Origin of the sequence: Legionella sp. 39-23 (genome assembly GCF_001897665.1) — a bacterium.
In the GTDB taxonomy this organism is placed as follows: Bacteria; Pseudomonadota; Gammaproteobacteria; order Legionellales; family Legionellaceae; genus Legionella; species Legionella steelei.
In genome coordinates this window covers 327,267-348,098 of record NZ_MKTO01000009.1, presented here as the reverse complement: position 1 = coordinate 348,098, position 20,832 = coordinate 327,267, and the positions used below count along the sequence as shown (strand labels likewise).

Here is a 20,832-nt window from a genome sequence, read left to right as displayed (position 1 = left end):
ATTGACTCCTTTTCCTATTAAAGTACGTATCGTAGTACTGTAGCCTAGGTGCAGCGAAGCAGAACCCGGGTTTTCTGGACTTGAATGGACTGCTATCCTGGGGTTTCGCTTCGCGGCACCCAGGCTACAATGCACTCAAGCAAATACATTAACTAGCACAAAAAGTGCTCTTCATCCAAAGTTGCTTTAGCAACAATTTCTCTCATGATTTCATTAGTACCCTCAAGAATTTGATGCACTCTCAAGTCTCTAAAAATTCGCTCAATCTGATAATCACGTAAATATCCATAACCACCATGGATTTGCATCGCCTTATCACAAATGCGGAAAGCAACATCCGTAGCCAAGCGCTTTGCCATCGCACAATATATTGGGACATTAGGATCATTTTTATCCATAGCACTTGCTGCTCGATAAACCATTAAGCGTGCTGCCTCATAATCCGTTAACATATCAGCAAAATAAAAACGTAATGCTTGCATCTCGGTGAGTGGTTTACCAAACTGTTTCCGCTCATGCATATAGCTCTGGGTCAACCGCAAGCAAGCAAGCGCGCCTCCTAATGAACACGAAGCAATGTTAATCCGTCCACCATTTAAAGCATTCAGTGCAATTTTAAATCCCATGCCTTCATCGCCCACACGATTGGCAACAGGTACGCGACAATTTTCAAAATAAACCATGCTGGTAGGCTGGCTGTGCCAACCCATTTTTTTCTCTAATTTGCCAAAATTTAAACCTGGCGTATTCTTTTCAATTAATAAGCAACTAATTCCATGATGTGACAAATCGCCTGTCCGTACCATACACAGGTAGACATCGCTCACAGAGCCTCCTGAAATAAAGGCTTTAGAGCCATTTAGAACATAATAATCTCCATCTTTTACAGCCTTAGTTTTCAAAGAAGCGGCATCGGAACCTGATTCAGGCTCAGTTAAACAATAGCTACCCAAGACCTCCATAGCAGTTAATTTAGGTCCCCATTTCATGCGTAGCTCAGAATGACCGTATCGGTCAATTAAGGAAGTAACCATATTATGAATCGAAAGATATGCACTGGTACTGACACAACCTGTTGCCAGCTGCTCGAACAATAGCGCGGAATCTAAACGTGTTAATTGTGCTCCGCCAATATCCTCACGTGCCATCATCCCAGCCATCCCTAATGCAGCTGCTTCACGTATAGTCTCTATAGGAAAATAACCCGCCTCATCCCAACTGTCGGCCATAGGAGCTAACTTAGTACGTGCAAAATCAGCTGCCATCTCACGAATGGCTATATGTTCTGATGTAAATTCGAAATCCATAAACTGTCCTTAGAAAATTCGTTTAAATGTATTATTATTGCGAATTTTTAGCATCCATGAAAGAGATATGCTTCGAAAATTACCCAGAACTTTTTATGAACGCGATACGATTACTGTTGCCAAGGATCTTCTCGGCAAATATCTTATTCACAATCAACACGGCCTGGAATACATAGGACGAATCGTCGAAGTCGAAGCGTACTTAGGACCACATGATCTTGCATCACATTCCTCTAAAGGACTTACCCAAAGAACCAAAGTAATGTTTGGACCTGCTGGTTACGCCTATATCTATTTAATCTATGGAATGCATTACTGTACCAATATTGTTACAGAAACAGAAGGCACCGGTTCTGCAATTTTGCTACGCGCTATTGAGCCTGTCAAAAACATTCAAGGAAGAACTCAAGGGCCTGGGTTGCTTTCAAAAGCAATGCATATAGATAAAGAGCTGAATCAGCATGATCTCACTAGCGATATCTTATACATTGCCGAAGAAGAAAATCAATGTGCATTCTCTATTGTGGAAAAACCGAGGATTGGCGTTCATTATGCCAAGGAATGGGCAGAAGAATTACTGCGTTTTTATATAAAAGATAATGCTTTTATTTCCAAACCATGATGATATGATCGCAGACTTTCATCGTTCATGAAAAAGAATAAGAATAATTACATGGAAACTCTTACAGCGCCCATAACTCGCAATAAAAACTCACTTGCTGTACTCAAAGAGTATTTTGGTTTTGACTCGTTTAGAACACCTCAGGAAGACATCATTAATGATGTTATTGCGGGACATGATGTTCTTGTCTTAATGCCCACTGGCGGTGGAAAATCTCTATGCTATCAGATACCCGCCATCGTCAGGCCAGGAGTAGGCATTGTTGTTTCTCCATTAATTGCATTAATGGAAGACCAGGTAGCTGCCTTAAGATTACAAGGAATTCGCGCCGCTTATTATAACTCCTCTTTAACTAGCGAAGAGGCAAAAAACGTATTAATGCAATTACACAATGATGAATTGGATTTGTTGTATATTGCTCCTGAACGCTTAATTAGTACCTCGTTTTTAGAACGATTACAAGAATGTCCCCTCGCACTTTTTGCAATTGATGAAGCTCATTGTATCTCTCAATGGGGGCATGATTTTCGTCCTGAATATGCTGCTTTAGGGATCTTAAAAAACCATTTTCCCAATATCCCAATTATTGCTTTAACTGCAACAGCTGATAAACAAACACGTCAGGATATTATTAAACAATTAAATTACACGCCTAAAAAATACATTGCTTCATTTAATAGACCAAATATCCATTATAAAGTGGTATACAAAACGAACGCAGTGAAACAATTAAATCAATTTTTACAAACAGTGGAACAACAATCCGGAATTATTTATTGTGGAACCCGTACTGGTGTAGAAAATCTTGCTAAAAAATTACAAGACATAGGCTTCAAAGCACGTGCTTATCATGCCGGACTTCCCCATAAAGAACGTCGAGAAGTACAAACTGCATTCAGGCATGATCGTATCGACATTGTTGTTGCTACCATCGCTTTTGGAATGGGGATTGATAAATCTAATGTACGTTTTGTCGTACATCACGATTTACCTAAAAATATTGAAGGATACTATCAAGAAACCGGACGTGCAGGGCGTGATGGATTAGCCGCACAAGCTCTGTTACTTTATGATGCAGCAGATAGTGCTCGCTTACGCTCCTGGATTATTAACACGCCACTCGATGAACAAAGACGAGTTGAAACCAATAAACTCAATCATATGCTGGCTTTTGCTGAAGCATCACATTGCCGTCGCCAAATTTTATTGCGCTACTTTGATGAAGTTTGTGATACAGAATGCCAATATTGTGATGTATGCGATAATCCACCCATAACTGCCGATGCGACAGAAGATGCACAAAAATTCTTGTCTTGTATTTATCGCTTACGACAAAATTATGGTTTAACCCATACTATAGATGTCTTACGTGGCAGCTCTTCAGATAGAATAAAACAATACGGTCATGAGCAACTCAGCACCTTTGGCATTGGTAAAGACAAATCTGCCCATTACTGGAAACAACTGGCCTGGCAACTCATTCATAAAGAGTATTGTGTGCAGGATATTAACCAGTTTAATGTTCTTAAGTTAACACCTAAAGCGATTCCTTTGCTTAAAGGTGAAGAAAAAATATCATTGACCATTCCGAATAATGATCTTCAAAGCAGTAAAAAGAAAGGTAAAACACGACATTTAATTCAAGAGAAAGACAGTCCCTTATTCGAATTGCTTCGTGCGCTAAGACGCAAATTGGCCGATGAAGAAAACAAACCACCTTTTATGATCTTCAGCGATGCAACCTTACATGCAATGACTGAAGCCAAGCCCAAAAACTTGGAACAGTTACTTGCAGTACCTGGAGTTGGTCAACATAAGTTGTCTCATTACGGAAGCCAGTTCCTTAAAGTATTGAACGAATATAGGGAAGAATAAGTTACTAGGGTGAGGGTATTAAAATAGTTTGTTCTTAGGCGTTATAAATAAACCCGGATTGCGCTGCACTTATCCAAAACTACAAAAGTACTCTGACTAAGGTAATACAAGTTCGCCTTGAGCATTAAAACGATATCGGTTTTGATCCCATCCTTGTCCAAAAAGTCTTAGTACCGCGTTGTAATAACTATCAGCACTCAATTCCACTGCATCAATACGCTGTCTTTGTTTGGCAAGTTCTGAAGGGTTATTTGCTAATAATGGTAATAGAGCAGCAGCAAAACCAATAGAACCAGTACCTTGTGTTTTACCGCTGATAATATCAATTTTCTCTGGAGGACTCCCCAATTGTTGCGTCAGAGTAATAATAGGCGAAAAGTGCTGTGTCAATTCTGCTGCGCCAGATGCATTCTGGGCTAACATCCCTACCCAAAGATACACACGAATAGCATTATAACTCCCCAAATTAGGATTCTTCAGATCCGGTTGCCAACCAACATTCTTTTTCCAAATAACCCAATCTGGAGCAAATCCTTTTGGAGACGTTTCTAATAGCAAGCGTCTACTATTACGTTCAAGAATACCCCACTTATTATTAAGTGTCGCAAAACGAATCAGTAATTGAGGTGGTAAATAACTGGGATTAAAACGCCAACTGTTTTTAAAATTAAATCCGAACTTTCCTGGCAACAACATGAGTCCCAAACCTGGAACTTGTGTCACCTCCTCTTTGAGGATACGTTGGAGAAGCTTTTTACCAAGAAAATCATAATGCTTATTGTTCCACAATCGCCCTGCTTCAAGTAAATCATAAGCAATCCATAAATCGGAATCGGCAGCAGAGTTGCTGTCTAACACAACCCATTTTTTTTGAGCATTTTGCCCCCATTCCCATGCAGGTAAATGTTTTGTCAAATCACCTCCAGCAAGATTGCTTTCAGTCCAACGTAATAATTTGTCAAACATAGGTTGATCATGGGCAACCAAAGCAAAGAATAATCCATAACTTTGACCTTCTGAAGTTGTTTTTCTTTCTGAAAGCTGTGGATCAATAACTCGTCCATCATCACTGATATAATACTGCTTAAATTTCTCCCAAATTGGCCATTGTGTACTTGCAAAAGTGTTAGGAATACCCAACACAACCAGGAATAATATCAACAAAGATTTTTTATTCTTTGATTTAAAAATCACGTCTTATCCCGTTGAGTTCCTTTTAAACGACGATTATTAATTATTGATAAGCCATTCCAAATCAAGAATGTGACTATTATTGCAGCCAAAAGAGATAAAAGTGCTAAATTAATGGGATGTTTTTGCAATGCGAACCAAAACCGCTCCCACCATGGTAGATAACCCAGCTGGTAGGTCTCACCTACTCTGAAGCTGTCAATTCCAGAATTACGAATCACAGAGAGAGAACCAAAGACTTTATCAATATTTTTATTGTTAGTTAATGCCTTGTTGAGTAATTCAAAATTCTGCTGATTTTCTGCCAATAGAATAATAATACTACGTTTGCTGTAATAAGGTGATTGAATGCCTAAAATTGCGGCCAAAGAGCCTGTAGCACTAATAGTGGCTTTACTTTCAGCTGGTCCGAAAGAAGTTAGAGGATGTATATCAGGTATCTGATTTTGATTTATAGGTTTTTTAACCCAATCTTGTGTTTTACTAATCAACAAATTGAGATCCTCATTATCATGAAGCGCTTTAGGTAACGCCCCGATGATTAAAAGATCCACATCTTTATTTTCAACTTGCGACCAATCATCAGTCAAGGTCATTGACAATACAGGATAACCCGTTGCGGCACCAATATTACCCATAACATTTAATAAAGTACTTATGGCTTCAGGCTGTGATTGAGGAGCTATATACACTATTGTTTGTGAGAGGTCGGCCAATATGCTGAAAGGATAACCAGAACTCATGAATGCATTTAAATTGGGCATTGTAATAAAATGATAATAATTGGACAAATTCAGCGTTGAAGTAGGATCAATAGCCGCTACATTGTTAATGACTTGATAGGTAATACATTGATCATTTTGCATTCCTCCAGCAATTTGAGTTCCATATGAAAAATCGAACGTGAATTGATTGCGTGCTCCTAATTTTGCTGGAATATAGAGTTTCGTACTTGTTTCTGCCATATTTTCAGCAAAAAGATGTTCCTGGTGCGGCTCCAGTTTATAACTTTTTACAAAAGAATTATTCAAGCTAATATCCAGTCGTGAAATACTCGCCTCTGGAGGTATCGAGTAACGGTATTTTAAACGTAAATCAATACCTCTGCTTTGATCAAGATACAAATCAGGAGGTAAATTAAACCGTAGGGAAACTGGATAAGGAGTATACCCTTTTGTTTGCAATTGCCCTTCATACTCTACTAATTTTGCAAAAGTTATTGGTTTATCAGTGCGTATCCAGTTTGGCGCGTCGTAGGGCTTGCGTGGTTTAAACATCTGTACATTATTGACAGTAACACTTGGTCCTCGAAAAAGAACACTCCCCTGCGTGATGCCTTGAACAGCAGTAAGTAAATCATGATCATCACGCCCTGAAATAAGCAATAATTTGATATATGGGTTATTGGGATGGCTTATCATTTCGACAGTGGGAGCATTGACAGTCTTATAGTTTTTCAAGAAATCAGGCCTTTGCTCATTTGTGACAAATACAACAGCATTTCTTGTTGGTAGTTGATTCAATAAGGCCGGAAAAGACACTCCATGCCATAAGGCCTTACTCCCAAACCACGACGCTAAAATTGCTGCCGTTCGTTGTTGCATTAAACTAGGTTGGTCGACAAACACTATTGGAAGGGTTAATTGATTTCTATCTAGTGAATCAAAGAAAGGTTCTGGAAAATGTGCCAGATCATTTTTCACAGGTAAGGTTTGAAACGTCAATTCAAGGTAACTGAGCTTATCAATATCCATCCATATCGAGCTGTGTGCCGGGTTTTCACAAATTGATTTATAGTGGCCAATAAATTCAAGTCTAAGACGATTAAAATCACTGACATAACGCGGGTCTATAGGTACATCAACAGCATTTAATTTCCCTAGTTGTTCTGCACTAATTGCAATAACATTGACCAACTCATCATTTAAATAAATTTTAAGCTGTGACAGTAAAGGAACAAGTGCAGGTGAAGGAATAAATTGCAAATGTAATACAGCCTGAGATATTAGCTCATCTTTACGTACAGTGAATTCTATATTTCTTCCACTAGTAAAATTACCTAAAGTAAAGTTACCTTGCTGCTGGTTTAAATTATTAAAATATAATTGGATTGTTCGCGTTGGCGCATTGGCAGAAGCTGATAATATAGGTTGTGTTTGAGTGGAGTTTGCTGATGTGGCAGAGATAGCCGGTATAGAAACACTAGCCCCCCCTAAAACCAGCAACGCAATCCAGATTATTTTTCTTATCATTATCTCATCCATTAGTTTTAAATTTTATTCCAACTCAGGTAATCCGTGATTAAAGATGCCCTCTTGGTTTAGGCCTGTGAGGAAGAAATGTCCCTATCCAGATAACTGCATTGGTAAAGCCTATGAGCATCTTACGAATTCTTTTTGGCGTATATTCTATGATATCGTAATAACCACGCAAGTCCAGAACAAATACATCCCGCATACTTTTTAGAGGTTTATCCTGACCAAACGATTCCTGCCATAATGACCAAACATCTGCGCGAGCGAATGTGCACTGGATAAAATCGATGTTTTGTTTCAGAGAAAGCTCATGTAAACGAATCCCTGCATGGCGATGAAATGTATAAGCAATAACTCCTGGGAAAACAAATTCATTGTATCCACGCTTCAATAAAAGAGTTATCTCATCTCCTTCTTTGAACAAATCCTGAGCTTCCATTTGTATCCCGACCCCTTTATCAGAATAATCTCTTATGGTGCATTCATAGATATGACCATCAGAACGCATAATTGCTGCTGGCATCACAAAAGTGACACGAGGTGCTCTGCGTCTTTGTCTGGCTTCGATACTGACACCCAGCGCCCCGCCAAGAATAGCAATATTATATAAAGACCAGATTGAGGTAATGAGCACCGCGAGAATTGTTGCAGCTGGATCAACGGTCACACGAAAGGCCGCTGCGATTAAACCTGCTATATTAATACATAATAAAACGATATAAGGGCGTGCCGTCATCCAATCTACATGCTCTTCTGCAACAATATCCCCTTTTCGTGTCACATTAAATTTCCCCTTACGTGGGTTAATTAAAGCTATGGTTGTAGGCACTGCAATATACCAAGCCATTACCGTTTCATAGATTTCATTCCATAAAAAATGACGGAATCGACCTTGAATGCGGTCATTCGTTAATACTGCATGAACAATATGAGGTATGGCATAAAGCATGATCATCACCCCAGAAGCATAGACTACGTATGCATTCAAGACCAAAAATGCCGCAGGGGTAATGAAAAAAATTAAACGGGGAATTCCAGAAAGGAAATGCAACATCGCATTAAAATAACAAAGGCGTTGTCCAAAGGCTAATCCTTTACCTAATAAAGGATTATCTATCCGTAAAATCTGGACCATGCCACGTGCCCAACGAATACGCTGGCCTACATGGCCTGCAAGACTTTCTGTTGCTAAGCCTGCGGCTAATGGTATGCGAATATAAGCAGAATTATAGCCAAGGCGTTGTAGTCGCAATGAAGTATGGGCATCTTCCGTAACACTTTCTACCGCCAAACCACCGATTCTCTCTAAAGCTGTACGACGCATAATGCCACATGAACCACAAAAATAAGTTGCGTTCCATGTATCATTTCCATCTTGAACTACACCATAAAATAAGGAACTTTCATTGGGAGTTTTTCGAAACGATTTTAAATTGCGTTCAAAAGGATCGGGTGAGAAAAAATGATGTGGTGTTTGTAAAATAGCGAGATTAGCATCTTTTAAAAACCAGCCCACCGTTAGCTGTAAAAAAGTGTGACTAATGACAAAATCGCAGTCAAAAATTGCCACCAAGTCACTACTTGAGTGTTTTAAGGCATAGTTAATATTGCCTGCTTTTGCATGTTCATGGGTAGGACGTGCTAAATAGTGTACACCCACCTCCTCAGCAAATGCTTTACATGCTGGGCGATCGCCATCATCCAAAATGTATATATTCAGCTTTTCTTTTGGCCAATCCAAACCCAAAGCCGAATAGATACCTGGCTTTAATATACTCAAATCTTCATCGTAAGTGGTTATCATGATATCGACACTTGGCCACAAAGACTGATCAGCGGGCAACGGCACTGGCTTACGGTGTAATGGCCAAATACTTTGAAAATAGCCTAGGATCATAACCAACCAAATGTATGTTTCGGCAAAAATAAGTAAGCTTCCGAATATAGTGCTGGGTACGTCATCCCATACTAAGGTATATGTATACCGCCACCATAGATAACGACATGAAACAATTACAGAAAGAACAATCAGCATAATCGTGCATACGTGTCCAGGAGCTTTACGAATGCTCATCGCCATTACCCATAGCAGTATAACGAAAATAAATTGTGCAATTGGCTTAAATGGCTGGGTAATACAAATCAGCAATAATACGGCTGAAAAAATACCTAATATAATGAACAAAATACGCCGTACAATATTGCTTGCCTGTGCAAAATGCTTGACAGTTTCTTTAGTCACTCTATTGCTTTCTATCTTATCTGGAAATTTTTCTACCAAGAAATAATAGTAATTAAGGCCATGCTGTAAAAAATGAGTTGCTCTTCTTCTTCGTTCTGGATAAAACAGAATAAGCCATAAGCCTTGAATTAAGTAGCGAAATAGGTCTCCCGGGCGAGGATGTTTTCTTGAAATATGGGGGAACCAAACTGGACGATTCTCACGTACCCATTGCCAACTGGGGGACTCCAATCTAAAAAAAGTCCAGCCTGCTGCTCGGAATAAAATAATACAAATTGTAGTGAAAAATGAGGTATTATGCTGATGAAAATGATAATAAATTTTTTCAACTTTTTTATATGCATGATGAGATAAGAGCAAACGCAATATTTTACTCATTATGATTCCTAAAATCATGATTCAAGCAGCAATTGGCCAATGCACTGATATCTTTTGCTATAAGACTATGAGCTTGATATTCACCGATTGGCTTTTTGATAGCGAGTGATTCTGCGATTGCTTCATCACTATGCAGTATTATTGGTAGAAAATTTGGCAATAACCGATGCCACAATTCATTCAAATCTTTTTGTAATGACTTAGCAGGAGAATAATGATTCATTAAAAAATAGCAATGTTTCGGAATTTTTTGCTGGTGCAAACGAATATGACTATTAATATCTGGATTTAATACTAAGAATACAATATCGGCTATATCCAATCCCTGTTGTGTCACTAATGTACTGTCTGATGGTAGATCAAGTAAAATCCACTGGTACTCATTTTTTGTCAATAAATCCTCCAGATTTTTTTGCCAAAAATCTGGAGCCTCCTGATGTTCTTTTTCCAAATACTCGCGTTCAGCCTGGGTTATTTTTCCAAAAGGCACATAACTCAGCTGGTCATTATAAGCGCGAATATTTTCCTTCCAATCTTGTTTGTCTTGATAAGAACGCGCCCAGCCCTCTGTCTGCTCAAATGGCATGTTAAAATGCAAGCGCAACAAATTATCAGCTGTAAAATCAATAACTAATACTGATTCATTTAGTTCTTGTAAAGCCCAAGCTAATCCCGCAGTAATCGAAGTTACACCGACACCACCACGGATTCCTTGTAGTGCAATAACTGGCATGCTCTTTTCCTATTATCTTTTTGAGCTAATGTCACTAAACTCTTTCAATATAATCCAACGTTTCATTATTACTGTGATCATTTCTTGTTGTGAAATATCAACATAAACGAACTGAGTTAAAGAATATATTTTACTCAGCATAAGCAAATCATCCTGAAGCCCAAGAGATCTCAGTCCATGAGGATCTGATATCTGATTATTCATAGTACACCTTTTACAAACTGTGTATAAATAAGACTCCCCATTTAAAACATAGCTTGCTTTATTAAAAAAATCAATTTTATCTAGCCTGTAACACTCTGATTCATCATCTTATTTTTTATTCTGCAGAGAGAATAAATGCCCCCAATTTGGCCTAGCATTCCTGTATGTATTAGGTAATTCATTTTTTTTTGTCAATGAAACGTATAAATAATACATGACTGAAGCCTAGTGAGCTTGCACTACAGTATCAAGTTTAGCGTGTGGTGCTATATCTGCTTTTCTTAGATTAGTTTTGGTACAGTGTCTAGCGACGCATGTCTTTTTTCAATGAGTTCTTGCGCTGCAGCAATAATTGGATTTGCTTCTATATGTTCATCAGGATGACTACGCTGACAGAATTCTTTATATTTCTCTAACTCTTGTTCACGCATATAAAGCTCAAACTCTTTGTACAAGGTCTTCCCAGCCTCCTTCCCAAGAATCTCAATAAATTGCTCATATAAACCTGTTTTGGGATTGCTATAAAAACAAATATCTAAAAATTTCTTCTGATATACCGTAGAAAACTGATAGGGTTCCCCCACAAAGTCAGGTATTTGATTAAATAGGATATCGGCACCTTTTGCCTGGGGTTCATTTTTTGCTTGAGACAAAAGCTCAACCACCCGTTGACGTTTGTCTTCTGGGACGATAAGTGAGCGGGTGGCCGCAAATTTCCTATTTTCATCATTTAAAAAAGGAGCTCCCCCTACCCGTGCACCTCGTTCAGCAATTGATAATTTCATACTTCCATCTGCCATATTTCTTAAAGTAGCGAGAACACCATGTCCACTAAACCCTGTTGCCTGAAAAGCCATACCTTCTCTATCCAAACGATTTAATATATTCCCCACTGAGGAGTCTGATTGCAATTGCGCTAATGCAGATAATAAGTTTGCGAACTGTGAAGAGTACTCTGGATGTTTTTCCTGAATAAACGCTTTTAAATAATGATTCAGAACCGATACACCTTCATCAAATAAACCCGAACCAAATTGAACCTCCGCATTAGGAAATTTAAGAACTTCGTTCAACTTTTCTCCACCAAAGATAAAGTAAAGTCTTCGTCGATTGTAATATTCTCTGTAATCAATATGGTATGCATCAAAAAAACATTTTAGGGTATTCTGAGAAAACACATTCAAGTATGCGATAGTAATAACTGATTGACCTTTATTGTTTTTGGCCAAAACATCAGCCCCTGCGGCCAAAAGCAAAGGTATTGCTTCCGAATTTTGACCTTGAATTGCCGATAACAACGCAGTGTTGCCTTGCTCATTTTTTGCTTCAAGTAACTTAGTTTTTGTTTGTGGATCTGCCGCAACTAAACGTAGCATTGCTTCTGTTTCTTCTGCTCGTTTAAGCATAATTGCTGTATGTAAAGGAGTTTCATTTTTATTATTCTTTTCTAAAATCAAAGTAGGGCTGTGAGTATGTAGATAACTCATCGCATTTCCCAAATTCCCTTTGGCTACTAACAAATGAAAAGCAGTATTACCCTCTTCATCTCGGGCCTCCAATGAACAACCTTGTTGGTGGAAAAACTCGACAAGTTCATCGGAGTTCACTTCAGCAGCTACTAATAAAGGAGTCTTTCCTTTCGAATTTTTATCTTCAAGCGAAAAAAGACCACTAGCAAGAAGATGTTTCACAAGATCCGTCTGGCGGTTTTTTATTGCAACAAACAAGAGGTTATCTTCTTCACTGTCCTTATCATGAATGGGAGAAGGCTCCTGGATTAGAAAATAATCGATTAATTGTATATTTCCCGAACTTGCTGCTAACAACATTGGCGTCATTTTAGATTTATCCGTTGCGGATAAAGAGGCTCCATGCGCTATTAACCATTGTACCGCTACTAAATCCCCCTTCTTTACGGCATCAAGCAAAGCCTGATCTTTTTCTTTTGTAGTACTTTTAGTCACAAGTAAATCGGCGATATCGAATTTCTTTGCTTCCAATGCAATTTGGAACGCTGTTTTACCTTGCTTATTTTGCAAATCAACAGGCACATCTCGCGTAAGGAGATAATGTACACAATCGAAGTGTCCATTTCGAGCAGCAGTCATTAAGGCATTCTCACCTTGAGCATTAATGACCGACAAAGCAACCCCTTCTTTATCTAAAAATTTAAGTACATTTAACTGTCCCTGCACAGCAGCAAGAAAAATTGCATTTTCGCCATGATTATTTTTTTGATGCAGATCACCACCTTTTTCCCGAAAATACTCAATAATTTTTAAATGCCCTCTACCAGCAGCAATCATCAAAGGAGTATTGCCTTCATTGTCAGTGACCTCGGCTGCAAATTGTTCAGGGAATAATTGGATTGTTTCTAATCGATTATTGTATGCAGCGAAGTGAACACAGGACCAACCATCTGGAGTTTTATGACGAAGTAAATTTTCCCGGTCTCTTGTGATCCCCCAAAGAATATTTAAGGCGGTTACATCTCCTAATGCACTCGCAACTACGGTAATTTTACCCAATCCTTCTCTACGAAAGCCACTTGGAGACAATTTCTTTATCTTTTCATAATCTTGAGAAACAACCAGCTTACTTGAAGCACTTAATTGAGGATTAGATTCTAATAATGACATCGTCTTTGATGAGGAATAGATATAGCAACATTCCAAAGGAGTGAATCCATTGGCATTAGAAATTTCAAATAATGGCCTATCGAACTCCTTTGCTTTATCTATAAGTATTTGCAGAATTTCAGGTTGATCGCATATAACAGCAAGATGTGCCAGGGTATTACCATTTTCATCATCCATTAAAAAATTTTCTTCGTCTACCCCTGACATGAGCCTTTTAAACTTCTCTAGATTTCCCTGTTTTATCGCAGCATTCAATTGTTCATTTCGCATCAAAAACACCCAAGCCATCCATTTAATGTTCAGTATAGTAAAGCTTGGGGAGTTTAATGGAAAAAACCTGATTTAGGGACTAATTATTCGTTTTGATAGACACTTAGCTCGCGTAAAACCGCCGTAGCATAAGATCCTGCAGGTAGACTAAAAGTTAGCTCAGCCACATTTCCTTGAATAAAACAGGTAAATTGTTCCACATGTAGGATATTGGCGCGCCAGTCTTCCTCTAAACCATAAAGTTCTAAACCATCTAGCCATAATTGCCAGTCGTGATAAATTTTATGAACCAATTGTAACGCCTCATCTTTTACTTTGTGCTTGCTTTTTCCAGGTAAGGGACTTGCAGGGGAAATATCTTTATTTTTAATCCTTTGTAATACTTCATTGTCAACATGATCAATAACAAAAATACTGTTTGAACCTTGAAGCTGCATTACATCTCCAGGCAATGCTATATCCCAACATTGTTCCATAACACGATGTGATAAAATTAGATTATAAATCCATGAACGTGCAGCAGAACAATACATCCCTTTTAAAAATCGGTCTTTAACTTTATGCCCTTTAACGAGCATTTCTTCTGCTTTTATCAAATTACCCGCATCTCGACCAAATCGCTGTTCTCCAAAATAATTAGGTACGCCATGCTCTTTAATGCGTTCAATACGCGCCAACAAATCTTCTTTATGGGAAATTTCGCGCAAGCGGACAAGGAAATGATTTCCAGTTAGAAATCCAGGCCTTAATTTTTTATAATGTCGGGTGCACTCTAAAACTCGCCAACCAGGTCCTGCAAGTTGCGCAACGCCTGGAATTTCTTCACCAGGAGCATGAATACTCAACCATTGTGTCGTCAATGCCTGTCGGTCTTTTAATCCTGCGTAACCGATTGACTTGATTGGTTTTTTCAATAACTTCGCCAGTACTTTAACTACCTCTAAAGTTGTTAGCCCTTTTTTTTCAATTTTAAGAAGAATATGTTCCCCCGCTCCAGAAAATGGACTATCAAAAAACTCATTTACCTGGAAATCTTCAGGAGTGCATTTAAAAAATGCCGTAGATTTTGGAAGTCCATACGCATATGCCCAATCTATAGAATACATACATCAACCTTTTTCTAAAATAACCGCTTACTTTTTATTAAAAATCTGATAAAAAACTATATAAATCAAAAAATTTTACGTGCATACTTAAAAGTAATTTGTAAAATCTATATGTATTATATAGTGTTACTAAACGGATAGATTATCAATGAATGAAACATTTCCACCAATACGTAAAGCAGTATTTCCTGTTGCTGGTTTAGGGACTCGATTTCTACCTGCAACAAAAACAGCCCCCAAAGAAATGTTAACTGTGGTTAATAAACCCTTGATTCAATATGCAGTAGAAGAAGCTTATGCGGCTGGTATACGGCAAATGATCTTTGTAACCTGCCATAACAAACACATCATTGAAGATCATTTTGACCTCGCCTATCAGCTTGAAAATGAACTGCAACTTCATGATAAAAATGAACTGTTATCTATAGTCAAATCAGTAACACCTAACGATATGGAATGTTTTTATGTGCGTCAGGCAAAACCGCTAGGATTGGGGCATGCAGTTTTATGTGCTGAAAAAATTGTTTGTAATGAGGCATTTGCTGTAATACTTGCTGATGACTTAATGACAAGTACGACGCCTGTGATTCGGCAATTAACCCAAATGTATGAACAATACGGTCATAGTATTATTGCAGTAGAAAGCGTCCCTCAAGAGTTAACAGAGTGTTATGGTATTATTCAAGGTGCACCGTGGGATAAAAACCTTTTAAGCATACACCATCTGGTGGAAAAACCTAAACCACATCTTGCCGCATCAAATATTGCAATAGTAGGCCGTTACGTCCTTACTCCAGGTATTTTTGAACAAATCAGGATATTACCTCATGAGGAGCATAAAGAAATTCAATTAACTGATGCAATTAATGGTTTAGTAAAAAAAGAAACCGTTTTAGCACAGCCTTATGATGGGAAACGCTATGACTGTGGAAGTGTTCTTGGTTTTCTAAAAGCTAATGTAGATTTAGGAAAAGAGCACCCAACTGAGGGAGAGAAATTTTCCAAGTGGCTTTTAGCTTAGACAGACTTGTTGACATTTCGCTAACTTTAGCCAAAATGACCTGATTTTCAAGTACCGAAGCACAGCATATACGCAGTATGTGTGCAACGGAGCGCAGAAAATCAGGTCAATTTGGCCAATTTTCATTTCGTTAGCTTGAGCCAAAACGGCTTGATTTTAGAGTACCAAAGCGCAGTATACATGCAGTATGTGCGCATCGGAGCGCAGAAAATCAGGGCAGCTTGGCCAAGATAGTAGAAATGGGATAATAGAAATGGAAACAGCCCCTAATTAGATTGAGATGATATATGGAACAGCTTACAAAAATGAATTCGTGGAAAACACTCGAAAAATACGCCAAAACATACGTTAGTCATAATCCAGAAACAAAAAATTATTTTATATCCTATGACCATATTACTCTGGATTATACCGGACAACATGTTGATTCTCAGATTATGGATTCACTCATTGAACTTGCTAATGAGTGTAATCTGCATGATCACATTAATGCCATGATGAGTGGTAAGCCTATTAACAATACAGAAAATAGACCTGTCCTCCATACAGCTCTTCGTGCTCCAGAAAATAAAGCCATCTGGGTTAACGAACAGAACATTATGCCTGAAGTAGTTAATGTTCGTAACACCATGAAGCTCATTGCTACAAAAATAAGAAGTGGAGAATGGTTTGGTTACTCAGGAAAACCCATCACTGATGTGGTTAATATAGGGATTGGTGGCTCCATGCTTGGTCCTTTCTTTTGCGTTGATGCATTAAGTGATTTGGTAACAGACAAATTAGGGTTTCATTTTATCTCGGATATTGATCCTAAAGCATTTTCACGGACTACTGCGAAACTAAACCCAGAAACGACTTTATTTATTATTTCCTCTAAATCATTCACTACGCCCGAAACCTTATCTCACTTCCAAAAAGCCTTATCGTGGATTAACCAAAAACACGATTTTAATCGACATTTTATTGCAGTCACCGCACAGGTAAAGAAAGCACAAGAAATGGGTTTTGAAACGATTCTTCCAATATGGGATTGGGTTGGCGGACGTTATTCCTTCTGCTCAGCGATTAATTTGATTTCCTGTATTGCTATTGGTTTTGACAATTTTACAGAAATTTTGACCGGAGCATACGAAATGGATATGCATTTTTGCAATGAGCCTTTTGCAAAAAACTTACCTGTTCTTATGGCATTATTCGGTATATGGAACATCAATTTTTTAAACATTAATAACTTACTCGTCATGACTTATTCCCAAGACTTACAAAATTTTGTTCCTTATCTGCAACAACTTGATATGGAAAGTAATGGGAAATCGATAAACAGACAAGGACGTAAAGTAGATTATGCAACAGGCCCCATTATCTGGGGTGGTCTAGGTAACCACGCGCAACACAGTTACTATCAGCTGTTGTGCCAAGGAACTCATAAAGTAGCCGCTGATTTAATTTGTGTTCGTACTTTCGATGGCGATGCAATTAATAAAATATGTCGTACCCACAAGGAGGTTTTAACCAAAGGTAGCAAGCACAGCGAGAACCCTTACAGTTACATTGGCGGAGAAACACCCGTAAATCTTCTCTGCTTGACCGATTGTTCCCCTAAAACTCTTGGTGCATTGATTGCTTTATACGAACATAAAATTTTTGTTCAAGGTGTAATTTGGAATATCAACTCATTTGACCAACCTGGAGTCGAGAGCTCTAAAGAAATAGCTCGACAAAATAATTGGATTAACTGATGTCCAGAGCTATATTCGGTTTATTATTGCTTGGCTTCTTGGCGCTAAAGGCTTCGGCTGACAATTTTGACCCGAAGCAACTTTTATTGGATCAAGTCATTTGGGGCGAAACTTATTATCGAGATGATTTTGTGAAGAACTCACTAGATCGTCTGCAATTAATCGCCCCCAATGATCCCGACGTTCTTGCTGCTCGAATTAAGCTTGCCATACGACAAAAAAACTTGGTTTTAGCAAAAGAACTGCTTGCTGAGTTAAAACAAAAAGCACCTAATTCTGATCAATACAAACAGGCTGCAATGAGTTTATTTCTTACTGAACCTGAAGCCATACAAAAACTGCAACAAGCAAGAATAATGGCAATATCTGGACATCTCGATGCAGCTAAAGCCCAATATGATGCCCTTTTTCATGGGGATTTCCCTAGCCGAGAATTAAGTTCTGAATATTGGCGTCTCGTATCTTATATTCCGAAGCAGCGTCAAAATGCATTCAATCATTTGCAGGTGCTCTACAATTTTTTAAATGCACATAAAATTTACTCCATCAACAGCAATCAAGATAATTGGACTTATGGACTTAAAGAAAGACTTGCAGGATTATGGGTAGCCAGCGGAGATGATGCATTTCGCACTGGTAATATGGACTTAGCCCAAAAAAGATATCAGCAATCTCTCCTTCTAGATCATGCAAATTATTATGCTTGGGTTGGACTAGCAGAGGTAGCATTTGCTCGTAAAAATTTTGTCGAAGCAGAAAAAGCATATAAACAAGCGTTACTCGTAAGTCCAGGTAAGAGTAGTGCAGTTTATGGACTTGTAGGCATCTATAAACGTCAGTCATTGAAGAAAGCATTAGATTATCTAAATAGTTTGCCTGACGATGTGAAAAGCAAATTTAGTGATGCTCGGCGTAGTTTGGAAAGTTCCTTGCTACAAGAGCAAGCGGCACAATTTGAAAAAGGCAACCAATGGGGGAAAGCAATAGAAAAGTACAGCCAAGCAGAGAGGCTCGATCCCGATGATGTCTGGCTAACTTATCATTATGCACTTGCTTTAAATCATGTAGGCAACACTAAAAAAGCAAATGAACTATTTCAGAAGTTACTCTCAAAACAAAAAAAAGAGCCAACTCAAGCGTATGCTTATGCACTTTACTTATCAAGTATAGAAAAATTACAACAAGCTCTGAATCAACTCCATAGTATTCCACAAAAACTATGGAATGAAGGCATGCGCCAACTGGCGCAACGCATCACTGCTGAATTGATTTTGCAACACGCGCAACAATTGCGAGATAGTGGAGATACGCAAGGTGCAACAGCCTATTTAATGCAGCAAGCACAAACAATACCCATCAAGCTTACTTTGGCCGATTGGGCTTTTAACGATGCTGAGTTTGCAACAGCATTGAATTACTATCAAGAGGTGAAAACCCAGGAGCCACTTAATGCGGATGCCAACTTAGGTGTTATAGAGTCGCTTATCGCCTTAGGAAACAAGAAAAAAGCCCAGCAATTGCTGGAAGAGCAGCAAACAATGAAATTAACGTTCAATAGCAACATGCAAAGAAGATTAGCAAATGCATGGAACGCTGTAGGCAACTCACAAAAAGCGTTAGCCATTTTCAACCGTATCAAACGAGAAAACGCCAATGCTGCTCCTAGTCAAGATAGTGCGCTTATATTTCGCGACGCAGCTCGTTTAGAAACGCAACTTCGCATGCCTAAACTGGCGCAAGAAGATTACAAAAAAGCCATGGTCGAAAGTGAGATTACACCCATTTGGCCTGCCAACAATGACTATTATACTTTGTTGACCCGTAATCATACAGGAGATGATTGGCTTAAACGCAGCATCCGCGCTGAAGCAGGCTCACTGTATCAGCAACGAGAAACGCGCATTACTGTCGATCAAGATTACTGGCGTCTAACAGGCACTGCTGGAACTTCTGATATGCGTGCCGAAGACACTATAACACAAGCAGATTGGGGTTATGCAAACGGACGCGCATTTTTACGAACTGATGCAGTGAGTATAAGTGCCGGAAGCTTTTCGACAATTGATGGCGTATATTTTAGTGACTTTGGTACCTGTAATATTAATGGGTGTACTACAGATATAGCCCAACGCGCAAATGGGCTCAGCTGGGATGGTGGATGGCAAAATCCAGTTTGGGGATTTGATGTCGGTGAAACACCTATAGGATTTCCTGTAACTAATTTTATTGGCGGCATCAATTATAGCGGTGAAATACGCCATATTGGCTGGACAATCACAGCATCACAGCGCCCCATGACTAACTCATTACTTTCTTTTGCTGGTGCAAAAGATCCAAATACAGGAATTGTATGGGGTGGGGTCGTAGCCACCGGACTTACTTTGTCACTTAGTTACGATCGAGGTGAAGCAAACGGTTTCTGGGCTAATATCATTGGCAGTGAATTAACAGGGAAAAATGTAGAATCGAATCAGCGTATTCTCCTAATGGATGGTTATTATTACAAACTAATCAACGAAGACAATCGCCGGTTTATCGTTGGGCTCACCAATATGGTTTGGCACTATGATAAAAACTTATACGGCTTCAATCTTGGACAAGGCGGATATTACAGTCCAGACTTCTATTTGTCGTTCACAGTGCCAATTGATTATCGCAGACGAACTGCAAACTGGTCTTATGAGTTAGGCGGCACTATAACCTGGTCCTACGCAACAACTAAAAATATTCAAAACTTCCCACTGCCAAACCTTATTCCGAATTTTGATAATACACAAAACTCCCTGCAAACTGGGGGTAATAGTACAGGTTATGGTTATTCTATACTTGCCTTGCTAGAACGTCGATTGGGTTCACATTTCATTGTTGGCGGGCTGGTAGATATTCAGCAATCAACAGATTATACCCCAAGCCATGTCTCTCTTTTCCTACGCTATTCATTCGAAGGCTGGCAGGGCAATATGGACATGCCTATTATCCCCTTAGTACCCTATTCTAACTTTAGATAGACGTAGGCTTGGCCTGTTAAGCCAAGCCTTGTGTCTTAAAAATATGTTTTAATAGAGCTCGATTACTATCATATGGTAAAGGGTAACCACTTGTGCAAAATGTCTCATTGAGCATTGAACAGGTATGAGAAATCTTCTAGGATCAGGATTTATTTATCATTGCTCGGGACCAACTGTTAGGCAAGGGAATTTCTTCAAAGAAGAAACGGGATGAGCGCTTTTTAAATGATCGATTTGAAAGC

Annotated in this window: 13 protein-coding genes; 5 read left to right on the top strand and 8 right to left on the bottom strand. The window is 38.8% G+C overall.

The window, feature by feature from the left end:
- Positions 1–152 precede the first annotated feature (152 nt).
- Positions 153–1,307 (bottom strand): acyl-CoA dehydrogenase family protein, encoded by a 1,155-nt coding sequence (locus tag BGO44_RS05930; protein ID WP_058512152.1) that lies wholly within the window; start codon positions 1,305–1,307, stop codon positions 153–155.
- A gap of 67 nt (positions 1,308–1,374) precedes the next feature.
- On the opposite strand from BGO44_RS05930, the gene BGO44_RS05925 reads away from it, so the two are divergent.
- Together BGO44_RS05925 and recQ are read left to right on the top strand one after the other, a co-directional pair.
- The gene (locus tag BGO44_RS05925) at positions 1,375–1,929 is read left to right on the top strand and encodes a DNA-3-methyladenine glycosylase (protein ID WP_058512151.1); all 555 of its coding nucleotides are present in this window, start codon (positions 1,375–1,377) and stop codon (positions 1,927–1,929) included.
- A gap of 51 nt (positions 1,930–1,980) precedes the next feature.
- The gene (gene recQ, locus BGO44_RS05920; RefSeq protein ID WP_273198572.1) at positions 1,981–3,804 is read left to right on the top strand and encodes a DNA helicase RecQ; all 1,824 of its coding nucleotides are present in this window, start codon (positions 1,981–1,983) and stop codon (positions 3,802–3,804) included.
- Positions 3,805–3,900: 96 nt separating this feature from the next.
- On the opposite strand, the gene bcsZ is transcribed toward recQ, so the two are convergent.
- The 7 genes from bcsZ to truD all read right to left on the bottom strand — a co-directional run bounded on the left by bcsZ (position 3,901) and on the right by truD (position 14,822).
- Positions 3,901–4,998 carry a cellulose synthase complex periplasmic endoglucanase BcsZ gene (bcsZ, locus tag BGO44_RS05915; RefSeq protein WP_273198574.1) on the bottom strand — a complete coding sequence of 366 codons (1,098 nt, stop codon included), beginning with the start codon at positions 4,996–4,998 and terminating at the stop codon, positions 3,901–3,903.
- Positions 4,995–7,247, bottom strand: coding sequence for a cellulose biosynthesis cyclic di-GMP-binding regulatory protein BcsB (gene bcsB / locus BGO44_RS05910; RefSeq protein ID WP_058512149.1), 2,253 nt, complete (start codon positions 7,245–7,247; stop codon positions 4,995–4,997). Before bcsB ends, bcsZ begins: the two co-directional genes overlap by 4 nt.
- 49 nt (positions 7,248–7,296) lie before the next feature.
- The gene (gene bcsA, locus BGO44_RS05905; protein ID WP_273198576.1) at positions 7,297–9,870 is read right to left on the bottom strand and encodes a UDP-forming cellulose synthase catalytic subunit; all 2,574 of its coding nucleotides are present in this window, start codon (positions 9,868–9,870) and stop codon (positions 7,297–7,299) included.
- Positions 9,863–10,603, bottom strand: a complete 741-nt coding sequence (gene bcsQ, locus BGO44_RS05900) for a cellulose biosynthesis protein BcsQ (protein WP_273198578.1) — start codon at positions 10,601–10,603, stop codon at positions 9,863–9,865. The genes bcsA and bcsQ overlap by 8 nt, the downstream gene beginning before the upstream one ends.
- 12 nt (positions 10,604–10,615) lie before the next feature.
- Entirely contained in the window at positions 10,616–10,744 is a 129-nt protein-coding gene (gene bcsR / locus BGO44_RS05895; RefSeq protein ID WP_353743533.1) for a cellulose biosynthesis protein BcsR, read from the bottom strand.
- 344 nt (positions 10,745–11,088) lie between these two features.
- On the bottom strand, positions 11,089–13,716 hold the full coding sequence (locus tag BGO44_RS05890; RefSeq protein WP_273198582.1) for an ankyrin repeat domain-containing protein: 2,628 nt from the start codon (positions 13,714–13,716) through the stop codon (positions 11,089–11,091).
- 83 nt (positions 13,717–13,799) lie between these two features.
- Entirely contained in the window at positions 13,800–14,822 is a 1,023-nt protein-coding gene (gene truD, locus BGO44_RS05885; protein WP_273198584.1) for a tRNA pseudouridine(13) synthase TruD, read from the bottom strand.
- A 148-nt stretch (positions 14,823–14,970) separates the two neighbouring features.
- On the opposite strand from truD, the gene galU reads away from it, so the two are divergent.
- The 3 genes from galU to bcsC all read left to right on the top strand — a co-directional run bounded on the left by galU (position 14,971) and on the right by bcsC (position 20,590).
- The gene (galU, locus tag BGO44_RS05880; protein ID WP_058512144.1) at positions 14,971–15,843 is read left to right on the top strand and encodes a UTP--glucose-1-phosphate uridylyltransferase GalU; all 873 of its coding nucleotides are present in this window, start codon (positions 14,971–14,973) and stop codon (positions 15,841–15,843) included.
- A gap of 287 nt (positions 15,844–16,130) precedes the next feature.
- Positions 16,131–17,582 carry a glucose-6-phosphate isomerase gene (pgi, locus tag BGO44_RS05875; RefSeq protein WP_273198586.1) on the top strand — a complete coding sequence of 484 codons (1,452 nt, stop codon included), beginning with the start codon at positions 16,131–16,133 and terminating at the stop codon, positions 17,580–17,582.
- Positions 17,582–20,590 carry a cellulose synthase complex outer membrane protein BcsC gene (gene bcsC, locus BGO44_RS05870; RefSeq protein WP_273198587.1) on the top strand — a complete coding sequence of 1,003 codons (3,009 nt, stop codon included), beginning with the start codon at positions 17,582–17,584 and terminating at the stop codon, positions 20,588–20,590. The genes pgi and bcsC overlap by 1 nt, the downstream gene beginning before the upstream one ends.
- Positions 20,591–20,832 lie beyond the last annotated feature (242 nt).